Origin of the sequence: Jannaschia sp. S6380, assembly GCF_023015695.1 — a bacterium.
Lineage (GTDB): Bacteria > Pseudomonadota > Alphaproteobacteria > Rhodobacterales > Rhodobacteraceae > Jannaschia.
In genome coordinates this window covers 1,523,131-1,542,594 of sequence record NZ_JALKAS010000001.1, presented here as the reverse complement: position 1 = coordinate 1,542,594, position 19,464 = coordinate 1,523,131, and the positions used below count along the sequence as shown (strand labels likewise).

The following is a 19,464-nucleotide window of genomic DNA, read 5'->3' as shown; positions in this document are numbered from 1 at the left end:
CGGGCGGCATTCGCGAAATCGCGGCGGGCTGGACATGGGCGGGCCCAGCGCCGACACTCCCCTTGATGGACGTGACCGGAGGGGAGGCCGGCCATGAATGACCAGACCGCGCCGCGCGGCACGGACGGCGGGTCGCTCTTGTACCGCCGCGTCCTGCTGATCGAGGACGAACCGAACATCGCGACGGCAATCGCCTTCCTGCTCCAGCGCGAGGGGTGGCGTGTCTCGACCCATTCCGATGGCGCGACGGCCCTGGACGCGATTGAACGGCACAGGCCGGATGTCGTCGTGCTGGACGCGATGCTTCCGGGGCGTTCGGGGTTCGACCTGTTGGGGGCGATCCGGGCGGGCGAACGGCCGGACCTGCCGGTCCTGATGCTGACCGCGAAGGGCCAGGCCCAGGACCGGGAGCGGGCGGAGGCACTCGGCGTCAACCGTTTCATGACCAAGCCCTTCTCGAACCGCGATCTGCTGGATGCCGTTCGCGCACTGGTCCCGTGACCGACCCGAACCGGCCCGAGGTGACGCCCGCGCGGCCGGGGCCCCGTGACGGGGCACGACTTGCCGACGCGGCACGACTGCTGCCGTTCCTGGGTGCGGCGCTTCTGCTCGTGCCCGACCTCGTCCTGTCGGGCGGCCCCGCGGCCGAGGGCGCAACCTCCGGCTGGCTGAACTACCTGTTCGCGGTGTGGGCGATCCTGATCGGGCTGGCCTTCTGGATCGCGCGCATCCGCCTGCGGGACCCGGATGATCCGCGCGAAGACCCGCCGTGACACTGACGCTGAACCTGCTGATCGGGATCTGCCTGGTCTATGTGGCGTTCCTGTTCCTCGTGGCGTTCGCGGGCGAGCGGGCGTCCGCCCGCGGCCGGCCCGGATGGCTGCGCGGCCCGGCGGTCTATACCCTGTCGCTGTCGATCTACTGCACCGCCTGGACGTTCTATGGCGCCGTCGGATACGCCGCGCGGTCCGGGGTGGAATTCATGACGATCTACCTCGGCCCGACGCTCGTCTTCGTGGGGTGGTGGTGGTTCCTGCGCAAGCTCGTTCGCATCGGGCGTGCGGAACGCGTCACCTCCATCGCCGACATCGTGTCCAGCCGGTACGGCAAGTCGAACCTGCTGGCGGTGCTGGTGACCGTCCTCGCCGTGGTCGGGACGACGCCCTACATCGCCCTGCAGCTTCAGTCGGTGACGCTGTCCTTCGGCGTGTTCGCCGCGCCCGGCACCGATGCCAGCGAGCTGACGGGGCTGGCCTTCTGGGTCGCGGTCGGGCTGGCGGTGTTCACCATCCTCTTCGGGACGCGCAAGCTCGACATGGGCGAACGGCATGACGGCATCGTCAGCGCCATCGCCGTCGAGGCGATCGTCAAGCTCGTCGCCCTCCTCGCGGTCGGAGCGTTCGTCGTCTGGGGGCTCAACGGCGGGATGGGTGCGACGGGCGCGCTGATCGCCGAAGGTCCGCTGGCGGACTGGACCGCACCGCCGGGGCGCTGGGCGGGTCTGATCTTCGTATCCGGCGCGGCCGTGATCTGCCTGCCCCGGATGTTCCAGGTCCTGGTCGTCGAGAACTCGGACGAACGCCACCTCGTCACGGCAAGCTGGGCCTTTCCGACCTATCTCATGGCGATGTGCGTCTTCGTCGTGCCCATCGCCGCAACCGGGCTGGCGCGCATGCCCGAGGGCGCCAATCCGGACCTCTTCGTCCTGACCCTGCCCCTGGCCGAAGGGCGGGACGGGCTGGCGATGCTGGCCTTCCTCGGCGGCTTCTCCTCGGCCACGAGCATGGTGATCGTCGCCAGCGTCGCCCTGGCCACGATGCTGTCCAACCACATCGTGATGCCGGCCTGGCTGGCCTTGCAGGGGCAGGGGCGGGCGACGATCTCCGGCGACGTGCGCACGGTGGTTCTGCGGGCGAGGCGCCTGTCCATCCTCGGCGTGTTGACGATGGGGTACTTCTATTTCCTCGCCACGGGCGGAACGGCGGCGCTGGCCTCGATCGGCCTGATCTCCTTCGTGGGCCTCAGTCAGGTCCTGCCGGCCCTGGCCTTCGGTCTGTTCTGGACGGGGGCCACCCGCTCCGGGGCGGCCGCCGGGATCGTGACGGGGTTCGTTCTCTGGGCCTGGACCATGCTGGTGCCGGTCCTGGTGCCGGATCTTGTTCCCGCCGGCGGGCCGTTCGGGATCGGGTGGCTGCATCCGCTGTCGCCGTTCGGCATGACGGGCGATCCGCTCCTTTCGGCGGTCCTGCTTTCGCTGGGGGCGAACACCTTCGCGTTCTGTCTCGTCTCCCTTCTGACCCGGCCCACCCAGATGGAACGCCTGCAGGCACCGCGTTTCGTGCATGTCTTCGACCGGGCCGCGCGTCCCAGCGGGCACAGGGGGGGCTCGGCCGGGGCGGAGGAGCTGTTGATCATGACGCAGCGCATCCTGGGTGCGAAGGACGCGCAGGCGCTCTTCGCTGCCGAGGCGCGCGTGCAGGGACGGCCGGGCGCGCTGCCCGAGACGACGCCCGAACTGCTGGACCGGTTGGAGCGGCGGCTTTCCGGTTCGGTCGGCGCGGCGACCGCACATGCGATGGTCACCGGGATCACCGGCGACGCGGCCATGTCGGTCGAGGACCTACTGGCCGTCGCCGACGAGACCGCGCAGATCATGGAATATTCCGCCCGCTTGGAGGCACAGTCGCAGGAGCTGACTCGGACGGCGCGCAAACTGCGCGAGGCAAACGAGAAACTGACCGCCCTTGGCCACCAGAAGGACGCCTTCTTGAGCCAGGTCAGCCACGAGCTGCGCACGCCCATGACCTCGATCCGCGCGTTCTCGGAAATCCTGCGCGATGCCGAGGTCGACGACGCCGACCGCGCCCGCCACGCCGGAATCATCTGCGAGGAGAGCCAGCGCCTGACACGCCTGCTGGACGATCTGCTGGACCTGTCCGTGCTGGAATCGGGCAAGGTCGAACTGACGCCCATCCGCGTGATGCTGAGCGATGTGATCGACCGAGCGGTCATGGCATCGGGCCGGTCGGACCTGCGCATCCTGCGCGACCCCGAGGCGGAGGCGGTGCCGCTGAGGACCGACCCGGACCGCCTGGCGCAGGTGTTCATCAATCTGATCACCAATGCCGCGCGGTATTGCGACGCCCCGAACCCTGAACTCCGCATCGTCGTCCATCGCGGCGATGCCATCCTGGTGGATTTCACCGACAACGGCAGCGGGATCGACGAGGCCGAACGCCGCCTGATCTTCGAGAAATTCGCCCGCCTCGGCGACCGGTCCGTGGCCGGCAGCGCGGGCCTCGGCCTTGCGATCTGCCGCGAGGTCATGGACCGCCTAGGCGGGGGCATCGATTATCTGCCGGGCGGGCAGGGCACGACGTTTCGCGTCACGCTGCCGGCGGACGACGCCGTGGCGCGCGCCGCCGAATGATTGATCCGCTTCCGACAAGGCTTTGTTAACCCGAATCCCGGAAACAGGCGGCATCCCTTCGTTCGATGGATCCGATCTTGTCGCAGCCGATGTCCAATCTCCTCTCTCGCATGGCCGGTGCCGATGGTGCCGGGCCCGATGCGGCCGACCCGCCGGTCCGCTCCGCGTTGGCCAACCATCTGGCGACCGCCGTCCTGCGCGTGGCGGACGCGGTTCCCGGACTGGGCCTGGCCATCGAGACGCGCGAGGTCTGCCGGCGCGCAGCGGCGGAGGCGTTCGACAACCTGGACGACCGGGCCCTGTGCCTGCTGCTCGATCCGCCCGACCATGACCCGAATGCACGCCATGCCCCCGCGCCCGAAGCGTTGGCGGCGCGGACGGGGTTGATCGCGCTGCATCCGGCGATGACCGACGCGCTGGTCGAGGTGCAGACGATCGGGCATGTCGATGGTCCCGGCCGCCCCCCGCGACGGCCGACGCGGATCGATGCCGCCCTGGCGCAACCTTTCGTGGGCGCCGTCCTGACGGAGCTGTCGGCGCTCGTCCCCGGTGAGTCACCCGATCCCCGGCATGGCGGGCTCCGTCCCGGCAGTTTCGTGGCGGGGCCAGCCTCTCTCGGCCTTATCCTGACTGCCGTCAGCTATCTGCGGGTGGACCTGATCCTGCGCCTGGGCGACGGGATGCGGGAGGGGCGGATGTCGCTGCTTCTTCCGAACGACGCTGCACCGCTGCCGGACCCGGGTCAGGACATCGAGGCGGGCGGCGAATGGGCGGCGGACATGCGGGCGGCCGCGCTCGACGCGCCGGTCAGGCTCGAAGCGGTGCTGCCGCCGATGCGCTTGCCGCTGTCGCGCCTCGTCGCGATGAAGCCGGGGGACCTGATCCCGCTGGATGCCAACGCCCTTGGCCGGCTGGTCCTGCATGGCGGATCTTCGGGCCTGACGATGCCGGGACGCAAACGCCTGCCGCGCGGTGCCACGATGACGGCCCGTCTGGGTCAGTTGAACGGCGCGCGCGCTATCAAGATCACTACCTTGCCGGGCGAGCCGGTCATGGAATGCGCGCCGCCCGCGTCGGAGGAAGGACCAGCCCAACTGTCCGATGGGTCCGAAGCGGGTGCGGATGCCGGCGCCGGACTGCCGGACCTGGCCACGTCGGACGCCCCCGCCGGGGGCTGACCTCCGCGGCCTTGCGCCATGCCTCCGCGTCTGCACAAGGTGATCGGTATCGCGGCGAAGGGGGGAAACGTGATGGCGGCAACGGAACGGGGTGGGGACTTGCGCGCGCGCATGCGGGCCGGCGACCGGCTGGCGGGCACGTTCATGAAGACGCCCAGCCACGTGGTCATGGAGATTTTGATCCTGGCGGGGCTCGATTTCGTCTGTATCGATGCGGAACATGCGCCGTTCGACCGGGCCGCGATGGACGCCTGCATCGCCGTGGCCCGCGCGCGAGATTTTCCCGTGCTGGTTCGTATCGGCGACGGCAGCCCGGCGCGCATCCTGGACGTGCTGGACATGGGCGCCACGGGCATCGTCGTCCCGCATGTCGATAGCGTCGAGAAGGCGCGCGCGATCGCCCGCGCCGCCCGTTTCGGGCATGGCGGGCGAGGCTATGCCGGCTCGACCCGCTGGGCGGGCTATACCGCGGGCGCGATGCCGGACCTGCTGGCCCGGTCCCGTTCCGAGACGATCGTGCTGGCGCAGATCGAGGAGCCGGAGGGCGTCGACGCCGCCGAGGAGATCGCAGCCGTCGACGGTATCGACGGGTTGTTCACCGGGCCGGCAGACCTGACCGTCGCCTACGGGCATGAGACGATGGAGAATGACGACCTGAAACGTGCCATGACGCGGGTGGGCGAAGCCTGCGCGACGCATGGCAAGATGTATGTCACCTGGGTTCCCGACGTCGCGACGGCACGCGATTGGCAACGCTACGGCTTCCGGATGTTCTTCGTCTCGTCCGAGCATGGATGGATGCTGCAGGGCGCGCGCAGGGTGGCCGAAGGCATCCGCGCCCTGACCTGACGTCGCTTGCGTGCGGCGCATAAGGGGCTTGCGGCCTCGACATTTGTTCTTTGCCGCGCCGCGGCATAGCTCTTGGATCGACCGGGCGGGGCATGGGGCCCCGCTTATCGAACCGGAGACGAAACCATGACCGACACCACCCATCTCGACGCGATGGCCATCGAAGCCCGGGCCCGCGCCCTGCGCGCCGCCTATATGCGCGACATGGTCCGCGGGATCTTCGCGCGCCTGCGCCGCACGCCGGCCGGTACCGCCCACGCCTGATCGGGCCCGACCCGTTTGATGCTCAAGGCCCCCTGGTGGGGCCTTTCGCATATCCGGAGCAGCGATTAGGGGAAAGCCATGTCCGATCTGAGCGCTTCGCGCCCCGTCCTACGCCTGAAGCCCGGCGCCCATGCCCGACGCATCCGCCATGGCCATCCCTGGGCGTACCTGTCCGACGTCGTGGCCGACCGGCGCAGCCGTGCCATCCCGCCCGGCGCTATCGCGACCCTCGTGGATGCCGAGCGGCAGCCGCTGGGCAGTTTCGCGATCAACATGGGCTCGCGGATCGTGGCGCGCGCACTCGATCCCTCGCCCGATGCGTGGATCGACGCGGATTGGATCCTCGGCCGTCTGCGGACCGCCGCGGATCACCGCGATCGCCTTTATGACGCCCCCTTCTACCGTCTGATCCATGCCGAGGCGGACGGTCTGCCGGGCGTCGTCATCGACCGTTTCGGCGACGTCGCGGTCCTGCAGCCGAACGCCGCCTGGGCCGATGCGCGGGTCGATGCAATCGCCGACGGGTTGCGCGCCCTTGGCCTGTCGCATGTACTGCTGAATGCCGGCGGGCGTGCAAGGGCGTCGGAAGGGTTGTCGGACGAAAGCCGCTGGCTGATCGGCGGTGTCGACGCACCGGTTGCGGTCGAGATGAACGGCGCGACCTACCTCGCGGATCTGACGGGCGGGCAGAAGACGGGGCTGTTCTTCGACCAGCGTCCGAACCACGCCTTCGTGGCCGGGTTGTCGGCGGGGGCTTCGGTGCTGGATGTCTTCGCCCATGTCGGCGGGTTCGGACTGGCGGCGCTGGCGGGCGGCGCGACCACGGCGCTGGCGGTCGACGGGTCGGCGTCCGCGCTGGCCCTGGCCGAAGCGGGGGCTGCCCGGATGGGCCGGACGGAGGCCTTTGCGACGCGTCGGGGCGATGCCTTCGATGTGCTTTCCGCGCTCGAGGGCGAGGGCGCGCGGTTTGGCGTGGTCGTGGCCGACCCGCCCGCATTCGCCCCGGCCAAATCCGCGCTTGCGGCGGGGTTGCGCGCCTATGAACGGGTCGCGCGCCTGTCGGCGCCCCTGGTCGCGCCGGGTGGCTATCTGACGCTCTGCTCCTGCAGCCATGCCGCCGATCTGGGCAAGTTCCGCGCGTCCTGCGTGCGCGGGATCGGCCGTGCGGGCCGGGGCGCGCAGCTTGTCCATACGGGGTTCGCCGGGCCCGATCATCCCGTCCATCCGCAACTGGCCGAGAGCGGATACCTGAAGGCGCTGACCTTCCGCATCCTGTCATGAAGGCCTTCCTGGACGCCTGTGTCCTTTACCCGACCGTCCTGCGTGAGATCCTGCTGGGCTGCGCGGATGCGGGCCTGTTCAGGCCGCTCTGGTCGCCCCGGGTGCTGGAGGAGTGGGCGCGCGCGGCCCGGAAGTTGCCCGATGGCGAGGTCATCGCGCGTGGCGAGATCGCGGCCCTGCGCGCGGCCCATCCCGACGCCGAGACGCGTCCCGGCAAGGGGACGGAGGCGCGGCTGTGGCTGCCGGATGCGAATGACGTCCACGTGCTGGCGGCGGCGTCGGATGCGGGCGCGGACGTGCTGGTGACGGCCAATCTGCGCGACTTTCCCAAGGTCGATGTCGCCGCCGAAGGCATGGCCTTGCGATCGCCGGACGCGTTTCTGCATGACCTGTGGCTGTCGCACCCCGATGCGGTCGCGCGCGTCGCGATGCGGGTGCGTGACCGGGCCGAGACGCTCAGCGGACAGGAGATGCCGCTGCGTGCGCTGATGAAGCGGGCCCGGCTGCCGCGACTGGGCAAGGCCCTTACCCGGGAACGAGACGGGTAACGCCCACGGCACCGGCCCGCGCCAGATCGGGGTCGAGCGTCATCGGAACGTACTCGCCCCGCCGCCAAAGCTCGCCCAGATCGTCGTAGTGACGTGACAGCGGATGCCCCGACTGCCCGGTCGAGGTGATGAACACGCTGCTTTCGGGATCGGCGAAATCGTAGACCCCGCGATAGGTGGCGGCATGCACGTTCAGGAACGGTTCGGGCGGCAGGCCCCCGGTGCGTCCGCGCTGCAGCGTGTGGTCCCCGCCTGACGTGGATTGGCGAATGTTGACGACGAGGCCGAGGCCCGGGATCTCGCCCAGGACGGGGTGGTCGTGTCGCGCCTCGTGCGCGTCGCCCCAGCGCCAGGTCTCGACCCGGGGGCCGTAGCGCTCTTCCAGGAATTGCAGCGCGTCGTCCAGCGCGAGGCGCGCGACGTCGGAGCAGCTTTCCTGCACCGTCGACCGGATGATGTCGCACCAGGCGGATGCGCCGCCGATGTCGCGGAAGACCCGTTCGATGAACAGGGGCTCCATCCGGGGGTATTCCTCGGCCAGCGGTCCCAGATCGTCCTGGATCAGGCGTTGCTGCAACGCGCGCATCCAGGCCGCGTAGATGAGCGGCTCGGGCAGGTGTTCCGACATCTCGCCGTTCCATGCGGCAAGAAGTTCCAGCGCGACCTGGCGCCGGCGTTCCGGCGTGCCGGCCGGCGCGGCTTCGCCTGTGAACCAGAGGTCGCGGCCGACCAGGGGCAAGAGGGCCCGCGCGGTGATCGAGACGGCGTCGAGCTGTGCCTCGATCAGGCTCTCGCGTGTGTGGACGTTGCGCGCCTGCATCAGGCGTTCCATGCGCTGCACCCGCTGCGTATCGCCCCAGACGAAGGACAGGTGGTCGGGGAAGGCCGCATCCGTCGTCTTGTTGTTGGTGTTGCCCAGCAGCCCGCCCTCGGGATCGGACCAGACCGGGTTGTCCTCTGCCGGGATCAGGCCGCGCCATCGGTTCGCCTCGATCCAGCCCGGAGCGGGAATGCGCCCTTTCGACTGGTGCTTCGGGTCGCGATCGGGTTGACGGCCCATCACGGTCATCGCGATCCGTTCGCCATCGGTCAGCATCAGGTTCTGCGCGGGCGCCACGAAATGGCGGGCGGCCGCGAGCCCCTCCTCGACATCGGCGGCGCGCATCAGTTCCAGCCCGGTGCGCATCGAGCTGTCCTCGGGCGACAGCGCCGTCCAGGACAGCGCGGCGACATGACCGCGTGGGGTCACGGTGCCGAGGTCGAACTGGCTGCCGGTCAGGACGGGTCCGTTCTCGGTCCGGCGCAGCGTCAGCGTCACTGGATCGGCGTCCTTGATGGTGACGATGGTGCGCGTCGTCTCGAAGGGGGCCCAGCCGTCGGGGGTCTTGTATTCGGTCGGGTCGTCGGGATTGAGCCGCTCGATCATGACGTCCTGATCATCGAGATAGCTTGACGTAAGCCCCCATCCCAGTCGCGCGGTGCGTCCGACGAGGACGAAGGGTATCCCCGGAATGGTGCCACCGATCGCGCCCCCGGTCTCCAGCTCCAACCGGGCCAGGTACCAGAATGTCGGCGCTTGAAGCCCCATGTGCGGGTCGTTGGCCAGCAAGCCGCCCCCTGCCGCCGATCGATCCGGCGCGACGGCGAAGGCGTTCGATGCCCCGGCGAGGTCGGAATGCGGCACCGGCCAGAGCATCGCGGTGCCGGCGTGCCGAACGGGCATGGCGCCGGGCCGGAGGGTCGGGAACAGATCGCCGGCAAGGGCCACGGTGCCGTCGCCCGGCACTTCGGGATGCAGGTCGCGCAGGCGTTCTTCGGGCAGCACGAGCGAGGCGCGGGCGCGCAACACCTCGAAGCCGACATGGCCGGAGAGCTGAAGCGCCATCAGCTTGACGACCGCGATGCTGTCGGCGGGTCGCCAGGGCGCGATTTCGGGGCGGAACAGGAAGAACTCGGGCGCCCCGCGGCCCGACGCCTCGCGGTTGATGACCTCGATGCGCGCATTCACGCCGGCCGCATAGGCCTCCAGCATCGCGGTCGTCTCGGGGTCCTGGACCTTGGCGCTCGCGACCGCGGCCCGGTAGAGCCCCAGCCGGCGCAGCAATTCATCGGTCTTGAGGGTTCGCAGCCCGAACATCTCCGACAGTTTGCCCTGCGCCGTCCGCCGCAGCAGCATCATCTGCCAGAGCCTGTCCTGGGCATGGGCGTAGCCCAGTCCGAAGAACACGTCCGCATCGCTCTCGCCGAAGATGTGGGGAACATTGTGCGTGTTGCGCACGATCTCGACCGGGGCCGAGAGCCCCGCCACGGCCTCGGTCGCGTCGTAGTCGGGCAGGCTGCGCGAGGCGAGCCAGAACACCACCGCCAGCGACACCCCGGCAAGCACGAGGACACCCGCCACGATGCGGAACGTCCAGCGGAACAATCGCTGCATCTTTCCCCCTGTTGACCCTGTTGGCCCCGGGGGGTCTAACCCCCGCACAGGGTGGATGCAAAGGGAGGCGATCATGACCGGTGTCGCGTTTTTGGGAATGGGTGTGATGGGGGCACCGATGGCCGGCCATCTGGCATCGGCGGGGCATGACGTCTGCGTCTACAACCGCACGGCCGCCAAGGCGCAAGCCTGGGCCGACGCGCATGGTGGCAAGGCCCGCGCGACGCCGCGCGAGGCGGCCGAGGGGCGTGGGATCGTGTTCGCCTGCGTGGGCAACGACGACGACCTGCGCGGCGTCTGCCTGGGTGCGGACGGGGCCTTCGCCGGCATGGGCGGAGGTGCGCTCTTCGTCGATCACACCACCGTCTCGGCCGAGGTCACGCGGGAGTTGGCGGAAGCGGCGAAGGACAAGGGGGTCCACTATCTGGACGCGCCCGTCTCGGGCGGGCAGGCCGGGGCCGAGAACGGGCAGCTGGTGATCATGTGCGGGGGCACGCAGGACGATTTCGACCGCGCCGAACCGGTCATGGACGCCTATGCCAAGCTGACCAAGCGGATGGGCGACGTGGGTGCGGGGCAGTTGACGAAGATGGTCAATCAGATCTGCATCGCGGGGCTTCTGCAGGGGTTGAGCGAGGGGCTGTCCTTCGCGCAGAAGGCCGGCCTCGACGGGGCCGCGGTGGTCGATGTGATCCAGGGCGGTGCGGCCGGATCCTGGCAGATGGTGAACCGCCATGAGACGATGCTGGCGGCCGAGTACGACCACGGCTTCGCGGTGGACTGGATGCGCAAGGACCTGGCCATATGCCTGGCGGAAGCCGAGAACATCGGCGCGCCACTGCCCGGGACGGCGTTGATCGACCAGTTCTACAAGGATGTGCAGGCCATGGGCGGCGGCCGCTGGGACACGTCGAGCCTGATGGCGCGCCTGAAGGCCTTGGCGAAATAGCGGGCCCGCGGCGCAGCTTCACCCCTGCTGATCGGCGAGCCACTTGCTGGGGCTTGTCCCGGTGACGCGCAGGAATTCGCGGTTGAAGTTCGACTTGGTATTGAAGCCCGAGGTCAGCATGGCGCCCGTCACCGGCTCGCCGTCCAGAAGGGCGCGCTTGGCCACCTCGATCCGCGCATCGTTGACGTAGCGCGAGACATTCCCCTTCGTCGCCCGGTTGATCGTGGTCGACATCGTCTTGGCGGGAATGCCCATCCGGCGCGACAGCGTGGAAAGCGTGAGGTCGGGGTCGAGATAGGGGCGCTTGTCGGCCATGTAACGCTCGATCCGGGACCAGAGCTCCTCATCGGGTTCGGGCTGGATCGGCTGGGCCCCGACGGTCTCGTCATCGGAGGGCTGCAGATGGCCGGACAGGCTGAGGCTGCCGATCAGGATCAAGTTGCCGACGGAATACAGGCTGATGATCCAGGGTTGCAGGTATTCGGCCCCGGCCGCCTGGGCGGCGACGATCAACAGGTCGCTGAAGGCCGAAGCGATCAGCGCGACGGCGATGACGACCCAGATCCGTGCCGGCAGTTCGGCGCTTTCCAGCGATACGCGGGGCTGGACGTCGGGGCCGCGCGCGGCATGGATCAGGATCGCCGCACCGTAGGCCACGAAGATGGCCGGGATGAAGATGTCGAGGAATGCCGGCGTCGTCAGCAACGCAGTCAGCGCGATGCCTGGCCCGAAGGCATGTAGCGCATCGCCCCGCAGGATCGGCCGGACCGCGGTCTTCAGATAGGCCAGCCATGCCAACGGGGGGATGAACGTGGCGGTGACGGGTTGCACGTACCGCATGCCGGGCACCTGGTAGTGCTGGGCCATCGCGATGACCAGCGCCTGCAGGCCGCAGACCGCCAGCAGGATGGACAACGGGCCGAGCCGCCGCTGCGTCAGCCACAGGCGCAGGAACAGAAACAGCAGCACCAGCGCACCGAAAACCGGAATCGGAAGACCTGGCATGAAAGCACCCCGTTCGCGTCCCTGACCGGTTGCTAGTCCTAAAACCGGAAACACACGACCTAAAACCGGATCGAGGACGCCGGGGCGGAGAAACTCCGGAACCGTCGGCGGATCGAAACCCATTCCCCGGAGAACGACGATGAAGACGATTGCCACCACGCTGACCCTTGTCCTGAGCGCATCCGCCGCCTTGGCCGAACCCGCCGGTCTGCGGCTGCTGGATCTTGATCTGCCGCATCACGGCGAACGTGCCGGCGCCGCGATCTGGTACCCGAATGGCGGCGGCGGGGAGACGACGCTGTTCGCCGAGAACGCCGTCTTCCACGGTGTCGATGCGGTGACGGGCGCGGAGTTGGCCGAGGGCACGCATCCGTTGATCCTGTTCAGCCATGGCATGGGTGGGACGCACCAGGCGCAGGCCTGGCTGGCCGAGGACCTGGCCCGGCGCGGCGCGATCGTTGTGGCGGTCAGTCATCCGAACTCCACCTGGCGGGACTTCGACATGCGCAAGGGGGTCAGGCATTGGACGCGCGTGGCGGATCTGAATGTCGCGCTGGACGCGGTGCTGGGCGACGCGGACTTCGTCGAACGGGTGGACCGGTCGCGCATCATGGCGGCGGGGTTCTCCTATGGCGGGTGGACGGCGCTTTCGATGGGCGGCGTGACCGGCAACCATGCCGGCATCGTGGCAGGATGCGAGGCGCATGTGGACACGATGAGTGCCTGCGACATGCTTCTGTCGGAGGAGGTGAACATGCAGGGCCTGGACCCGGCGGAATGGAACGGGGCTTATGGCGATCCGCGGATCACCCATGTTGCGGCGATCGACCCGGGCTTCGTCTGGGGGCTCGCCCCTTCGGATGTCGCCGGTCTCGCGTCCGAGGTTCTGATCGTCGGTCTGGGCGACGCTGGGACGCGGATGCTGGCCACGGATTTCGACCGCAGCGGATTGGCCGCGATGCTGCCCGACGCGAAGATCGCCCGGCTGGCGCCCGCGTTTCATTTCACTGCCATGCCGATCTGCAAGCCGGAGGGAGAGGCGATCCTGGTTGCGGAGGCCGACGATCCGGTCTGCACGGACCCGGCCGGGACGGACCGCGCCGCCATCCATGCCGAGATCGCGGACTTGATGGCGGCCGAACTGGACCTGTAGCGGGCCGCGATGATGACGAGCGGAAGAAGGGGCGCCCGGTGGACGCCCCTTGAGTGCGGTCGGTGCCGCCTAGTTCAGGGCTTCGTCCGTGATCTCGGACGTCCAGGCGCCTTCCGGCGTCTCGGAGATGACCGGGTCAGAGCCGCCGGCCAGCAGCGTGTCGACCGTGCGCTGATAGTCTGCCTCGTCCAGCGCGCCGTCGGAGCCGGCGGTCAGCTTCGCAACCTCGGCGGCCATGCGCTTCTGGTGCTCCTCGGTCTGGGCGCCGGTCTCGTCGTATTCGAGCACGATCTCGGCCGCCTCGTCGGGGTTCTCCTCGGCGTATTTCCAGCCCTTCATCGAGGCACGGACGAACTTGACCATCTTCTCCTTGAAGGCCGGATCCTCGAGGTTCTCCTCCAGCACGTAGAGGCCGTCCTCCAGCGTGGCGACGCCCTGATCCTCGTACTTGAAGGTCACCAGCTCCTCGGGCGAGACGCCGGCGTCGATCACCTGCCAGTACTCGTTATAGGTCATGGTCGAGATGCAGTCGGCCTGGCGCTGCAGCAGCGGGTCGACGTTGAAGCCCTGTTTGAGCACCTCTACACCGTTCTCACGCTTGCCGTCGGTCTCGATCCCCAGTTGCGACATCCAGGACAGGAACGGGAACTCGTTGCCAAAGAACCAGACACCTAGCGTGCGGTCGGCCAGATCCTCCGGCGCCTCGATCCCGACATCTGCCCAGCAGGTCAGCATCATGCCGGACGATTTGAAGGGTTGGGCGATGTTGACCATCGGCAGCCCCTTTTCGCGCGCCGAAAGCGCGGCGGGCATCCATTCGACGGTGACGTCGGCACCACCGCCGGCCAGCACCTGCGTAGGCGCGATGTCGGGGCCGCCGGGCAGGATCGTGACGTCCAGCCCCTCTTCTTCGTAAAAGCCCTTTTCGAGCGCGACGTAATAGCCTGCGAACTGCGCCTGGGTGACCCATTTGAGTTGCAGCGTGACCTCGTTGTCCTGCGCCAGCGCCGGGGCGGCCAAGGCGGTCGCCAGAGTGGCGGATGCAATCAGTCTTTTCATTCTCTCTCTCCTGTTGTGGCGCGGATGGTTCATCCCCGCGCTCTCTGTGATGGATGCCAGAACGTGAGCCGCCGTTCGAGCGCGGCGATCAATCCGTAGCTGGCGCTGCCGGCGATGGCGGCGACGACGATGGTGGCCCAGACCATCGGCAGGTTCAGCCGTCCGACCTCGGTTGAGATACGGAAGCCCATGCCGACGGTCGGACTGCCGAAGAATTCGGCGACGATGGCGCCGATCAGGGCAAGGGTGGTGGCGATCTTGAGGCCGTTGAACACGAAGGGCAGCGCGGCGACCATCCGCAGGTGGCGCAGCGTTTGCCCCGGCGTCGCCCCGTAGGTGCGCATCAGGTCGCGCTGCATCGCGGTGGTGTCCGCCAAGCCCGCGACCGTGTTCACGAGGACCGGAAAGAAGACCATCACCACGACGACGGCCGCCTTCGATTCCCAACCGAAGCCGAACCACATCACCAGGATCGGCGCGGTGCCGACGATGGGCAGTGCCGCCATGAAATTGCCGACGGGCAGAAGGCCGCGCCGCAGGAAGTCGGAGCGTGCGACCAGGAGCGCGGTGGCGATACCGGCGGTGCAGCCGATCAACCAGCCGCCGAGCGCGCCCTTCAGGACGGTCTGCACGAAATCGGCCCAGAGGGTCGGGACGTTGGCCGCGAAGGCGCGGGCGATCTGGGACGGGGCCGGCAGGATGACCTCCGGGACGGCGAAAAGGCGGACGGTCAGTTCCCACAGGACGAGGAGGGTCAGGCCGAAGAGGACAGGCGCGGCCCAGCGGGCGATGCCATGCCCGGAAAGCCAGACGTTCAGGAGCCACAATCCAGCCCAGGCTGCGAGGATGAGGGCAAGCGGCCCGAGCCAGAACGAAACGGCGACGAGGATGACCAGCCCGCCGAGCAGCCAGAGGAGACCTTCCGACCCGGAGAGCCTGCCCATAACGGCGTTCATACGGTCTGCGGGCCGATTCATGCCAACCCCATCCGCCGGAGCGTCAACCGCTCGACGGCCGCGATCACGGCCACCAGCACCGCCGCCACGATGGCCGCGCCGAAGAGCGCGGACCAGATCTGGATCGTCTGGCCGTAATAGCTGCCCGCCAGGAGACGCGCGCCGAGGCCACGCACGGCGCCGGTCGGCAACTCGCCGATGATGGCGCCGACGAGCGCGGCGGCCACCGCGATCTTGAGCGACGCGAAGAGATAGGGAAGCGACGAGGGCAGACGCAGCGAGACGAGGGTGCGCGTGGCCGACGCGTTCCACGTCCGCATCAGGTCCAGATCCGCGGGCGAGGGCGCGCGCAGCCCCTTCACCATGCCGACCGTGACCGGGAAGAACGACAGATAGGCCGAGATGATCGCCTTGGGCAGCAGCCCCTGGATGCCCACCGAGTTCAGCACCACGATGATCATCGGCGCGATGGCCAGGATCGGGATGGTCTGGGACGCGATGGCCCAGGGCATGACCGACAGGTCCATCACCCGGCTGTGGACGATGCCCACGGCCAGCGCGATGCCGGCCAGCGACCCGATGACGAAACCCAGAAGCGTCGGACCCAGCGTGATGCCGGCGTGGAAAACCAGGCTGCGCTTCGACGTGATCTTCTTGCCGATGGTGGTGTCCCACAGCTCGGCCACGACCTGATGGGGCGCGGGCAGGCGGGGACGGTCCTGTGCGAACGCGCCGGCCACCGTAGTCGTAGGATTGGCCACGGTCAGGGCGAGCCCGCCCATTTCGCGCCGTTCGGCGGCGGTCGCGGGGGTGACCGTCTGCCCGGCACGCTCCGCCTCCAGCACGCTTTGTTGTGCGTTCATCGGCACGCAGGCGGCGTACCAGAGCGCCACGAGGGCCGCGACGATGACCAGGATCGGCAGCGTGACGCCGGCCATTCGGCGGACGACCAGCGCGACACGGCCGGATCGACCGATCCCCGCGCCGGGGGCGGAGAGGGGGGCCATGCTCATGCGCCGCGCCGACGCCAGATGCGCCACAGCGACAGTCCGATCACGAAGAGCGCGACCGTGTTCAGCGCCGAGCGTGCCGGCATCGCGTCGAAGGAGGCCGAGACGATGAAGAAAATCGCCACGGCGATCGCGATCAGGTCGCCGATGGTCTGGGTCGTGCGTGTCTTCATGTCGTCGTCTCCCCGCCATCGACGCATTCGGCGGGCAAGGACGCGCGGCGGATCATGCGGCCTCCATCCCTTCGCGCAGCCCCTCGCGAACGCGGTGGGCGACGGCGAGGAATTCGGGGCTGTCGCGGATGTCGAGGGGGCGGTCGCGGGGCAGGGGGCTGTCGATGACGTCGGTGATCCGACCCGGGCGGGGGGACATGACGACGATCCTGGTGGACAGGTAGACGGCTTCGGGGATCGAATGGGTGACGAAGAGCGTGGTCTTGGTGGTGCGCTTCCAGAGGGCGAGCAGTTCTTCGTTCAAGCGGTCGCGCACGATCTCATCCAGCGCGCCGAAGGGCTCGTCCATCAACAGGATCGGCGCGTCGAAGGCCAGCGCGCGCGCGATGGAGGCGCGCTGCTGCATCCCCCCGGAGAGTTGCCAGGGGTATTTGTTGGCGAAACTGCCCAGTTCGACCAGTTCGAGGACGTCTTCCATGCGTTTGATGCGGTCGGCTTTGGAGTAGCCCATGATCTCAAGCGGCAGGGTGACGTTCCGCGCGATGGTGCGCCAGGGGTAGAGACCGGCGGCCTGGAACACATATCCGTAAGCGCGTGCTTTCCGAGCTTCGTCAGGCGTCATGCCGTTGACGGTGAGCGTGCCGCCCGTCGGTTGTTCGAGGGCTGCGACGCAGCGCAAGAAGGTGGTTTTGCCGCAGCCCGAGGGACCGATGAAGGAGACGAACTCGCCCTCGTGGATGTCGAGGGTAATGTCGGAGAGCGCATGGACAGGGCCGTCGGGGGACGGGAAGGTAAGGTCGAGGGATTGGGCGGAGATGGTGGTCATGGTTTATGCGCCAAAAAAGCCGTTGCCATTGACCTGAGAATATGAATATATGAAAATATGATATGAATATGGAGGCGTCGACATGAAAGCGATTGAGGTTCAAGATCGAGATTTTGCGCGGTTACAGGCATTGGCGGTGCCGCTAGAAGACACGGCAGCATCGGTCGTGACGCGACTTCTTGATCGATTTGAGGCGTCCACTGAGGCAGCGGATTCAGGCGCAATCGAAAGCGTTGTTTACGGGCCAACAGATATCCCGCCGATGCGTCATACGAAGCTGTTGGATGGATCAATCGAAAATCGGACTCCAGAAAAGATGACGTGGGATGCAATGATCCGCCTCGCTTTCCACGCGGTTCTAGAACGTGATCCGTCCATCGATAACCTTCGAAAGACGTCTGGCGCAAATGTCGTCTCGGGTAGGAAAGAGACTGAAGGCTATAAATACGACCAGAAGTTCGATTTCTCCTATCAGGGCGTTTCCGCTGAGGACGCTGTAAAAATCTTGGTTCGGTGCGTGAAGCAACTTCAGACGATTGGCTCGATAGAGTTCGAGTGGCGGCAAAAAGAGGATGCGCACAAGCCAGGCCAAAGGGCGAGTTTACGGTTGGCCTAGCCATCAAACCCCCGCCGGAATGTTCATCGGATCGCGCTCGATCTTCCTCGGCGTGTTCAGCGCTTTCCACTTCGACAGCGCCTTGGACGCCGAGGCATAGGGCGCCCGCCGCATGAACCGCCCCCGCCCGGGCTGCGGCTGCGAGTTCTGGCCGTGGGCCCAGACGATTTCGCCGCGCGACAGGGTGTAGCGGGGGGCAGCGGACAGCTCCATGCCCTCGAACACGTTGTAGTCGATGATGGATTTCTGATTGGCGACCGAAACCGTGCGCTTGATCGACGGGTCCCAGACGACCACATCGGCATCGCCGCCGACGTTCAACCCGCCCTTCATCGGGTAGATGTTGAGGATCTTGGCGATGTTGGTCGATGTGACGGCGACGAATTCCTCGGGTGTCAGGCGACCGGTGTCGACGCCGCGGGTCCAGAGCATGGCCATCCGCTCCTCCAGCCCGCCGGTGCCGTTGGGGATGCGGGTGAAGTCGTCGACCCCCATTCGCTTCTGCTCGTCGGAGAATGCCGCATGGTCGGTGGCGACGACCTGGAGGGAGCCGGAGGCGAGGCCCGCCCAGAGCGAGTCCTGATGGCTCCTGGAGCGGAAGGGCGGGGACATGACGCGGCGGGCGGCGTATTGCCAATCCTTGTTGAAATACTCGGTCTCATCCAGCGTCAGATGCTGGATCAGCGGCTCGCCGTAGACGCGCATCCCCTTCTGGCGAGCGCGGCGGATGGCTTCGTGGGCCTGCTCGCAGGAGACATGGACGATATAAAGCGGCGTGCCGGCGGCGTCGGCGATCATGATGGCGCGGTTGGCGGCCTCGCCCTCGACTTCCGGAGGGCGCGAATAGGCGTGACCCTCGGGGCCGGTGATCCCCTCGGCCAGCAACTGCTCCTGCTTGGCGGCCACGATGTCGCCGTTCTCGGCGTGGACGAGGGGCAGGGCGCCCAGCTCGGCGCAGCGGCGGAACGAGGCGAACATCTCGTCGTCCTCGACCATCAGTGCGCCCTTGTAGGCCATGAAGTGCTTGAATGTGTTGACGCCGCGCTCCTTCACGACGGCCTCCATCTCCTCCCAGATCGTCTCGTTCCAGCCGGTGATCGCCATGTGATAGCTGATGTCGGTGCAGATCTGGTCGCGCGACTTCCGATCCCAGTCATCCAGCGCCGACAGCAGCGATCCGTCCTCGCCCGGCAGGCAGAAATCGACCAGCATCGTCGTGCCGCCGGCGGCGGCGGCGAAGGTGCCGCTCTCGAAGGTTTCGGCGGCAGTGGTGCCCATGAAGGGCATCTCCAGATGCGTATGCGGGTCGATGCCGCCGGGGATGACGTAGGCGTCGCTGGCGTCGATCGTCTCGTCGCCCGAAAGGTTCTCGCCGATCTGCGCGATCTTCTCGCCCTCGATCAGGACGTCGGCCTTCCACTGGCGATCGGCGGTGACGATGGTGCCGTTCTTGATGACCTTGGACATGAAAACCTCCGTTACAGGCAGTATTGCGAGCCGCGCGGGATCAGCACCGGGTAGATCGCGCCCTGGTAGGCATAGCCGTAGCAGTTATCCGCCACGCGCACGTCGGCGGCGGTGACGCCCCGCGGCAGCAGGCGGCTGACGGCAAAGGGCACGGGCGCATCCGTGGGCGCATAGGCCTGCGGGTCGGGGACCGGTGCGTTGGCGGCGGGCACGCAGGCGGCGAGCATCACGGCGACGGACAGGGCGAGGGCGGTCTTCGAGGTCAT

At 67.9% G+C, this 19,464-nt stretch carries 20 protein-coding genes; 11 read left to right on the top strand and 9 right to left on the bottom strand.

Features of this window, described 5'->3' with window-relative positions; genetic code table 11:
• Positions 1–138: 138 nt before the first annotated feature.
• The 8 genes from MWU52_RS07920 to MWU52_RS07885 all read left to right on the top strand — a co-directional run bounded on the left by MWU52_RS07920 (position 139) and on the right by MWU52_RS07885 (position 7,550).
• Entirely contained in the window at positions 139–501 is a 363-nt protein-coding gene (locus MWU52_RS07920) for a response regulator (protein ID WP_246952807.1), read from the top strand.
• Complete coding sequence (locus tag MWU52_RS07915) at positions 498–773, top strand: hypothetical protein (protein WP_246950943.1); 276 nt, start codon at positions 498–500, stop codon at positions 771–773. Before MWU52_RS07920 ends, MWU52_RS07915 begins: the two co-directional genes overlap by 4 nt.
• On the top strand, positions 770–3,430 hold the full coding sequence (locus MWU52_RS07910) for a sensor histidine kinase (protein ID WP_246950941.1): 2,661 nt from the start codon (positions 770–772) through the stop codon (positions 3,428–3,430). Before MWU52_RS07915 ends, MWU52_RS07910 begins: the two co-directional genes overlap by 4 nt.
• 89 nt (positions 3,431–3,519) lie before the next feature.
• Complete coding sequence (locus MWU52_RS07905; protein ID WP_246950939.1) at positions 3,520–4,608, top strand: FliM/FliN family flagellar motor switch protein; 1,089 nt, start codon at positions 3,520–3,522, stop codon at positions 4,606–4,608.
• Between the two features lie 18 nt (positions 4,609–4,626).
• A complete protein-coding gene (locus MWU52_RS07900) occupies positions 4,627–5,457 on the top strand; it encodes an aldolase/citrate lyase family protein (protein WP_246950938.1) in 831 nt (276 codons plus the stop codon).
• Positions 5,458–5,583: 126 nt separating this feature from the next.
• On the top strand, positions 5,584–5,721 hold the full coding sequence (locus MWU52_RS07895; protein WP_246950936.1) for a hypothetical protein: 138 nt from the start codon (positions 5,584–5,586) through the stop codon (positions 5,719–5,721).
• 78 nt (positions 5,722–5,799) lie between these two features.
• Complete coding sequence (locus tag MWU52_RS07890) at positions 5,800–7,002, top strand: class I SAM-dependent methyltransferase (protein ID WP_246950934.1); 1,203 nt, start codon at positions 5,800–5,802, stop codon at positions 7,000–7,002.
• Positions 6,999–7,550, top strand: a complete 552-nt coding sequence (locus MWU52_RS07885) for a PIN domain-containing protein (RefSeq protein WP_246950932.1) — start codon at positions 6,999–7,001, stop codon at positions 7,548–7,550. Before MWU52_RS07890 ends, MWU52_RS07885 begins: the two co-directional genes overlap by 4 nt.
• On the opposite strand, the gene MWU52_RS07880 is transcribed toward MWU52_RS07885, so the two are convergent.
• Positions 7,528–9,984: a penicillin acylase family protein gene (locus MWU52_RS07880; RefSeq protein ID WP_246950931.1), complete on the bottom strand. Its 2,457-nt coding sequence runs from the start codon at positions 9,982–9,984 to the stop codon at positions 7,528–7,530. The two genes, MWU52_RS07885 and MWU52_RS07880, sit on opposite strands and share 23 nt — an antisense overlap.
• A 73-nt stretch (positions 9,985–10,057) precedes the next feature.
• Between MWU52_RS07880 and MWU52_RS07875 the strand changes: the two genes are divergently transcribed.
• Positions 10,058–10,933, top strand: coding sequence for an NAD(P)-dependent oxidoreductase (locus tag MWU52_RS07875; RefSeq protein ID WP_246950930.1), 876 nt, complete (start codon positions 10,058–10,060; stop codon positions 10,931–10,933).
• A gap of 18 nt (positions 10,934–10,951) precedes the next feature.
• Here the strand turns inward: MWU52_RS07875 and MWU52_RS07870 are convergent, their stop codons facing one another.
• On the bottom strand, positions 10,952–11,938 hold the full coding sequence (locus tag MWU52_RS07870) for an AraC family transcriptional regulator (RefSeq protein WP_246950929.1): 987 nt from the start codon (positions 11,936–11,938) through the stop codon (positions 10,952–10,954).
• Positions 11,939–12,077: 139 nt separating this feature from the next.
• Between MWU52_RS07870 and MWU52_RS07865 the strand changes: the two genes are divergently transcribed.
• On the top strand, positions 12,078–13,091 hold the full coding sequence (locus MWU52_RS07865; RefSeq protein WP_246950928.1) for a hypothetical protein: 1,014 nt from the start codon (positions 12,078–12,080) through the stop codon (positions 13,089–13,091).
• Between the two features lie 69 nt (positions 13,092–13,160).
• On the opposite strand, the gene MWU52_RS07860 is transcribed toward MWU52_RS07865, so the two are convergent.
• From MWU52_RS07860 to MWU52_RS07840, 5 genes are all read right to left on the bottom strand, one after another.
• Positions 13,161–14,150, bottom strand: coding sequence for an ABC transporter substrate-binding protein (locus MWU52_RS07860; protein WP_246950927.1), 990 nt, complete (start codon positions 14,148–14,150; stop codon positions 13,161–13,163).
• A gap of 29 nt (positions 14,151–14,179) precedes the next feature.
• Positions 14,180–15,127 carry an ABC transporter permease gene (locus MWU52_RS07855; RefSeq protein WP_246950926.1) on the bottom strand — a complete coding sequence of 316 codons (948 nt, stop codon included), beginning with the start codon at positions 15,125–15,127 and terminating at the stop codon, positions 14,180–14,182.
• Positions 15,124–16,044: an ABC transporter permease subunit gene (locus tag MWU52_RS07850; protein ID WP_246952805.1), complete on the bottom strand. Its 921-nt coding sequence runs from the start codon at positions 16,042–16,044 to the stop codon at positions 15,124–15,126. The genes MWU52_RS07855 and MWU52_RS07850 overlap by 4 nt, the downstream gene beginning before the upstream one ends.
• A 71-nt stretch (positions 16,045–16,115) precedes the next feature.
• Complete coding sequence (locus MWU52_RS07845; RefSeq protein ID WP_246950925.1) at positions 16,116–16,289, bottom strand: hypothetical protein; 174 nt, start codon at positions 16,287–16,289, stop codon at positions 16,116–16,118.
• 52 nt (positions 16,290–16,341) lie between these two features.
• The gene (locus MWU52_RS07840; RefSeq protein WP_246950924.1) at positions 16,342–17,115 is read right to left on the bottom strand and encodes an ABC transporter ATP-binding protein; all 774 of its coding nucleotides are present in this window, start codon (positions 17,113–17,115) and stop codon (positions 16,342–16,344) included.
• Positions 17,116–17,197: 82 nt separating this feature from the next.
• On the opposite strand from MWU52_RS07840, the gene MWU52_RS07835 reads away from it, so the two are divergent.
• The gene (locus MWU52_RS07835; RefSeq protein WP_246950923.1) at positions 17,198–17,731 is read left to right on the top strand and encodes a hypothetical protein; all 534 of its coding nucleotides are present in this window, start codon (positions 17,198–17,200) and stop codon (positions 17,729–17,731) included.
• Between the two features lie 3 nt (positions 17,732–17,734).
• On the opposite strand, the gene hydA is transcribed toward MWU52_RS07835, so the two are convergent.
• Both hydA and MWU52_RS07825 read right to left on the bottom strand, forming a co-directional pair.
• Entirely contained in the window at positions 17,735–19,198 is a 1,464-nt protein-coding gene (gene hydA / locus MWU52_RS07830; protein WP_246950922.1) for a dihydropyrimidinase, read from the bottom strand.
• Between the two features lie 11 nt (positions 19,199–19,209).
• Positions 19,210–19,464 (bottom strand): hypothetical protein, encoded by a 255-nt coding sequence (locus tag MWU52_RS07825; RefSeq protein ID WP_246950921.1) that lies wholly within the window; start codon positions 19,462–19,464, stop codon positions 19,210–19,212.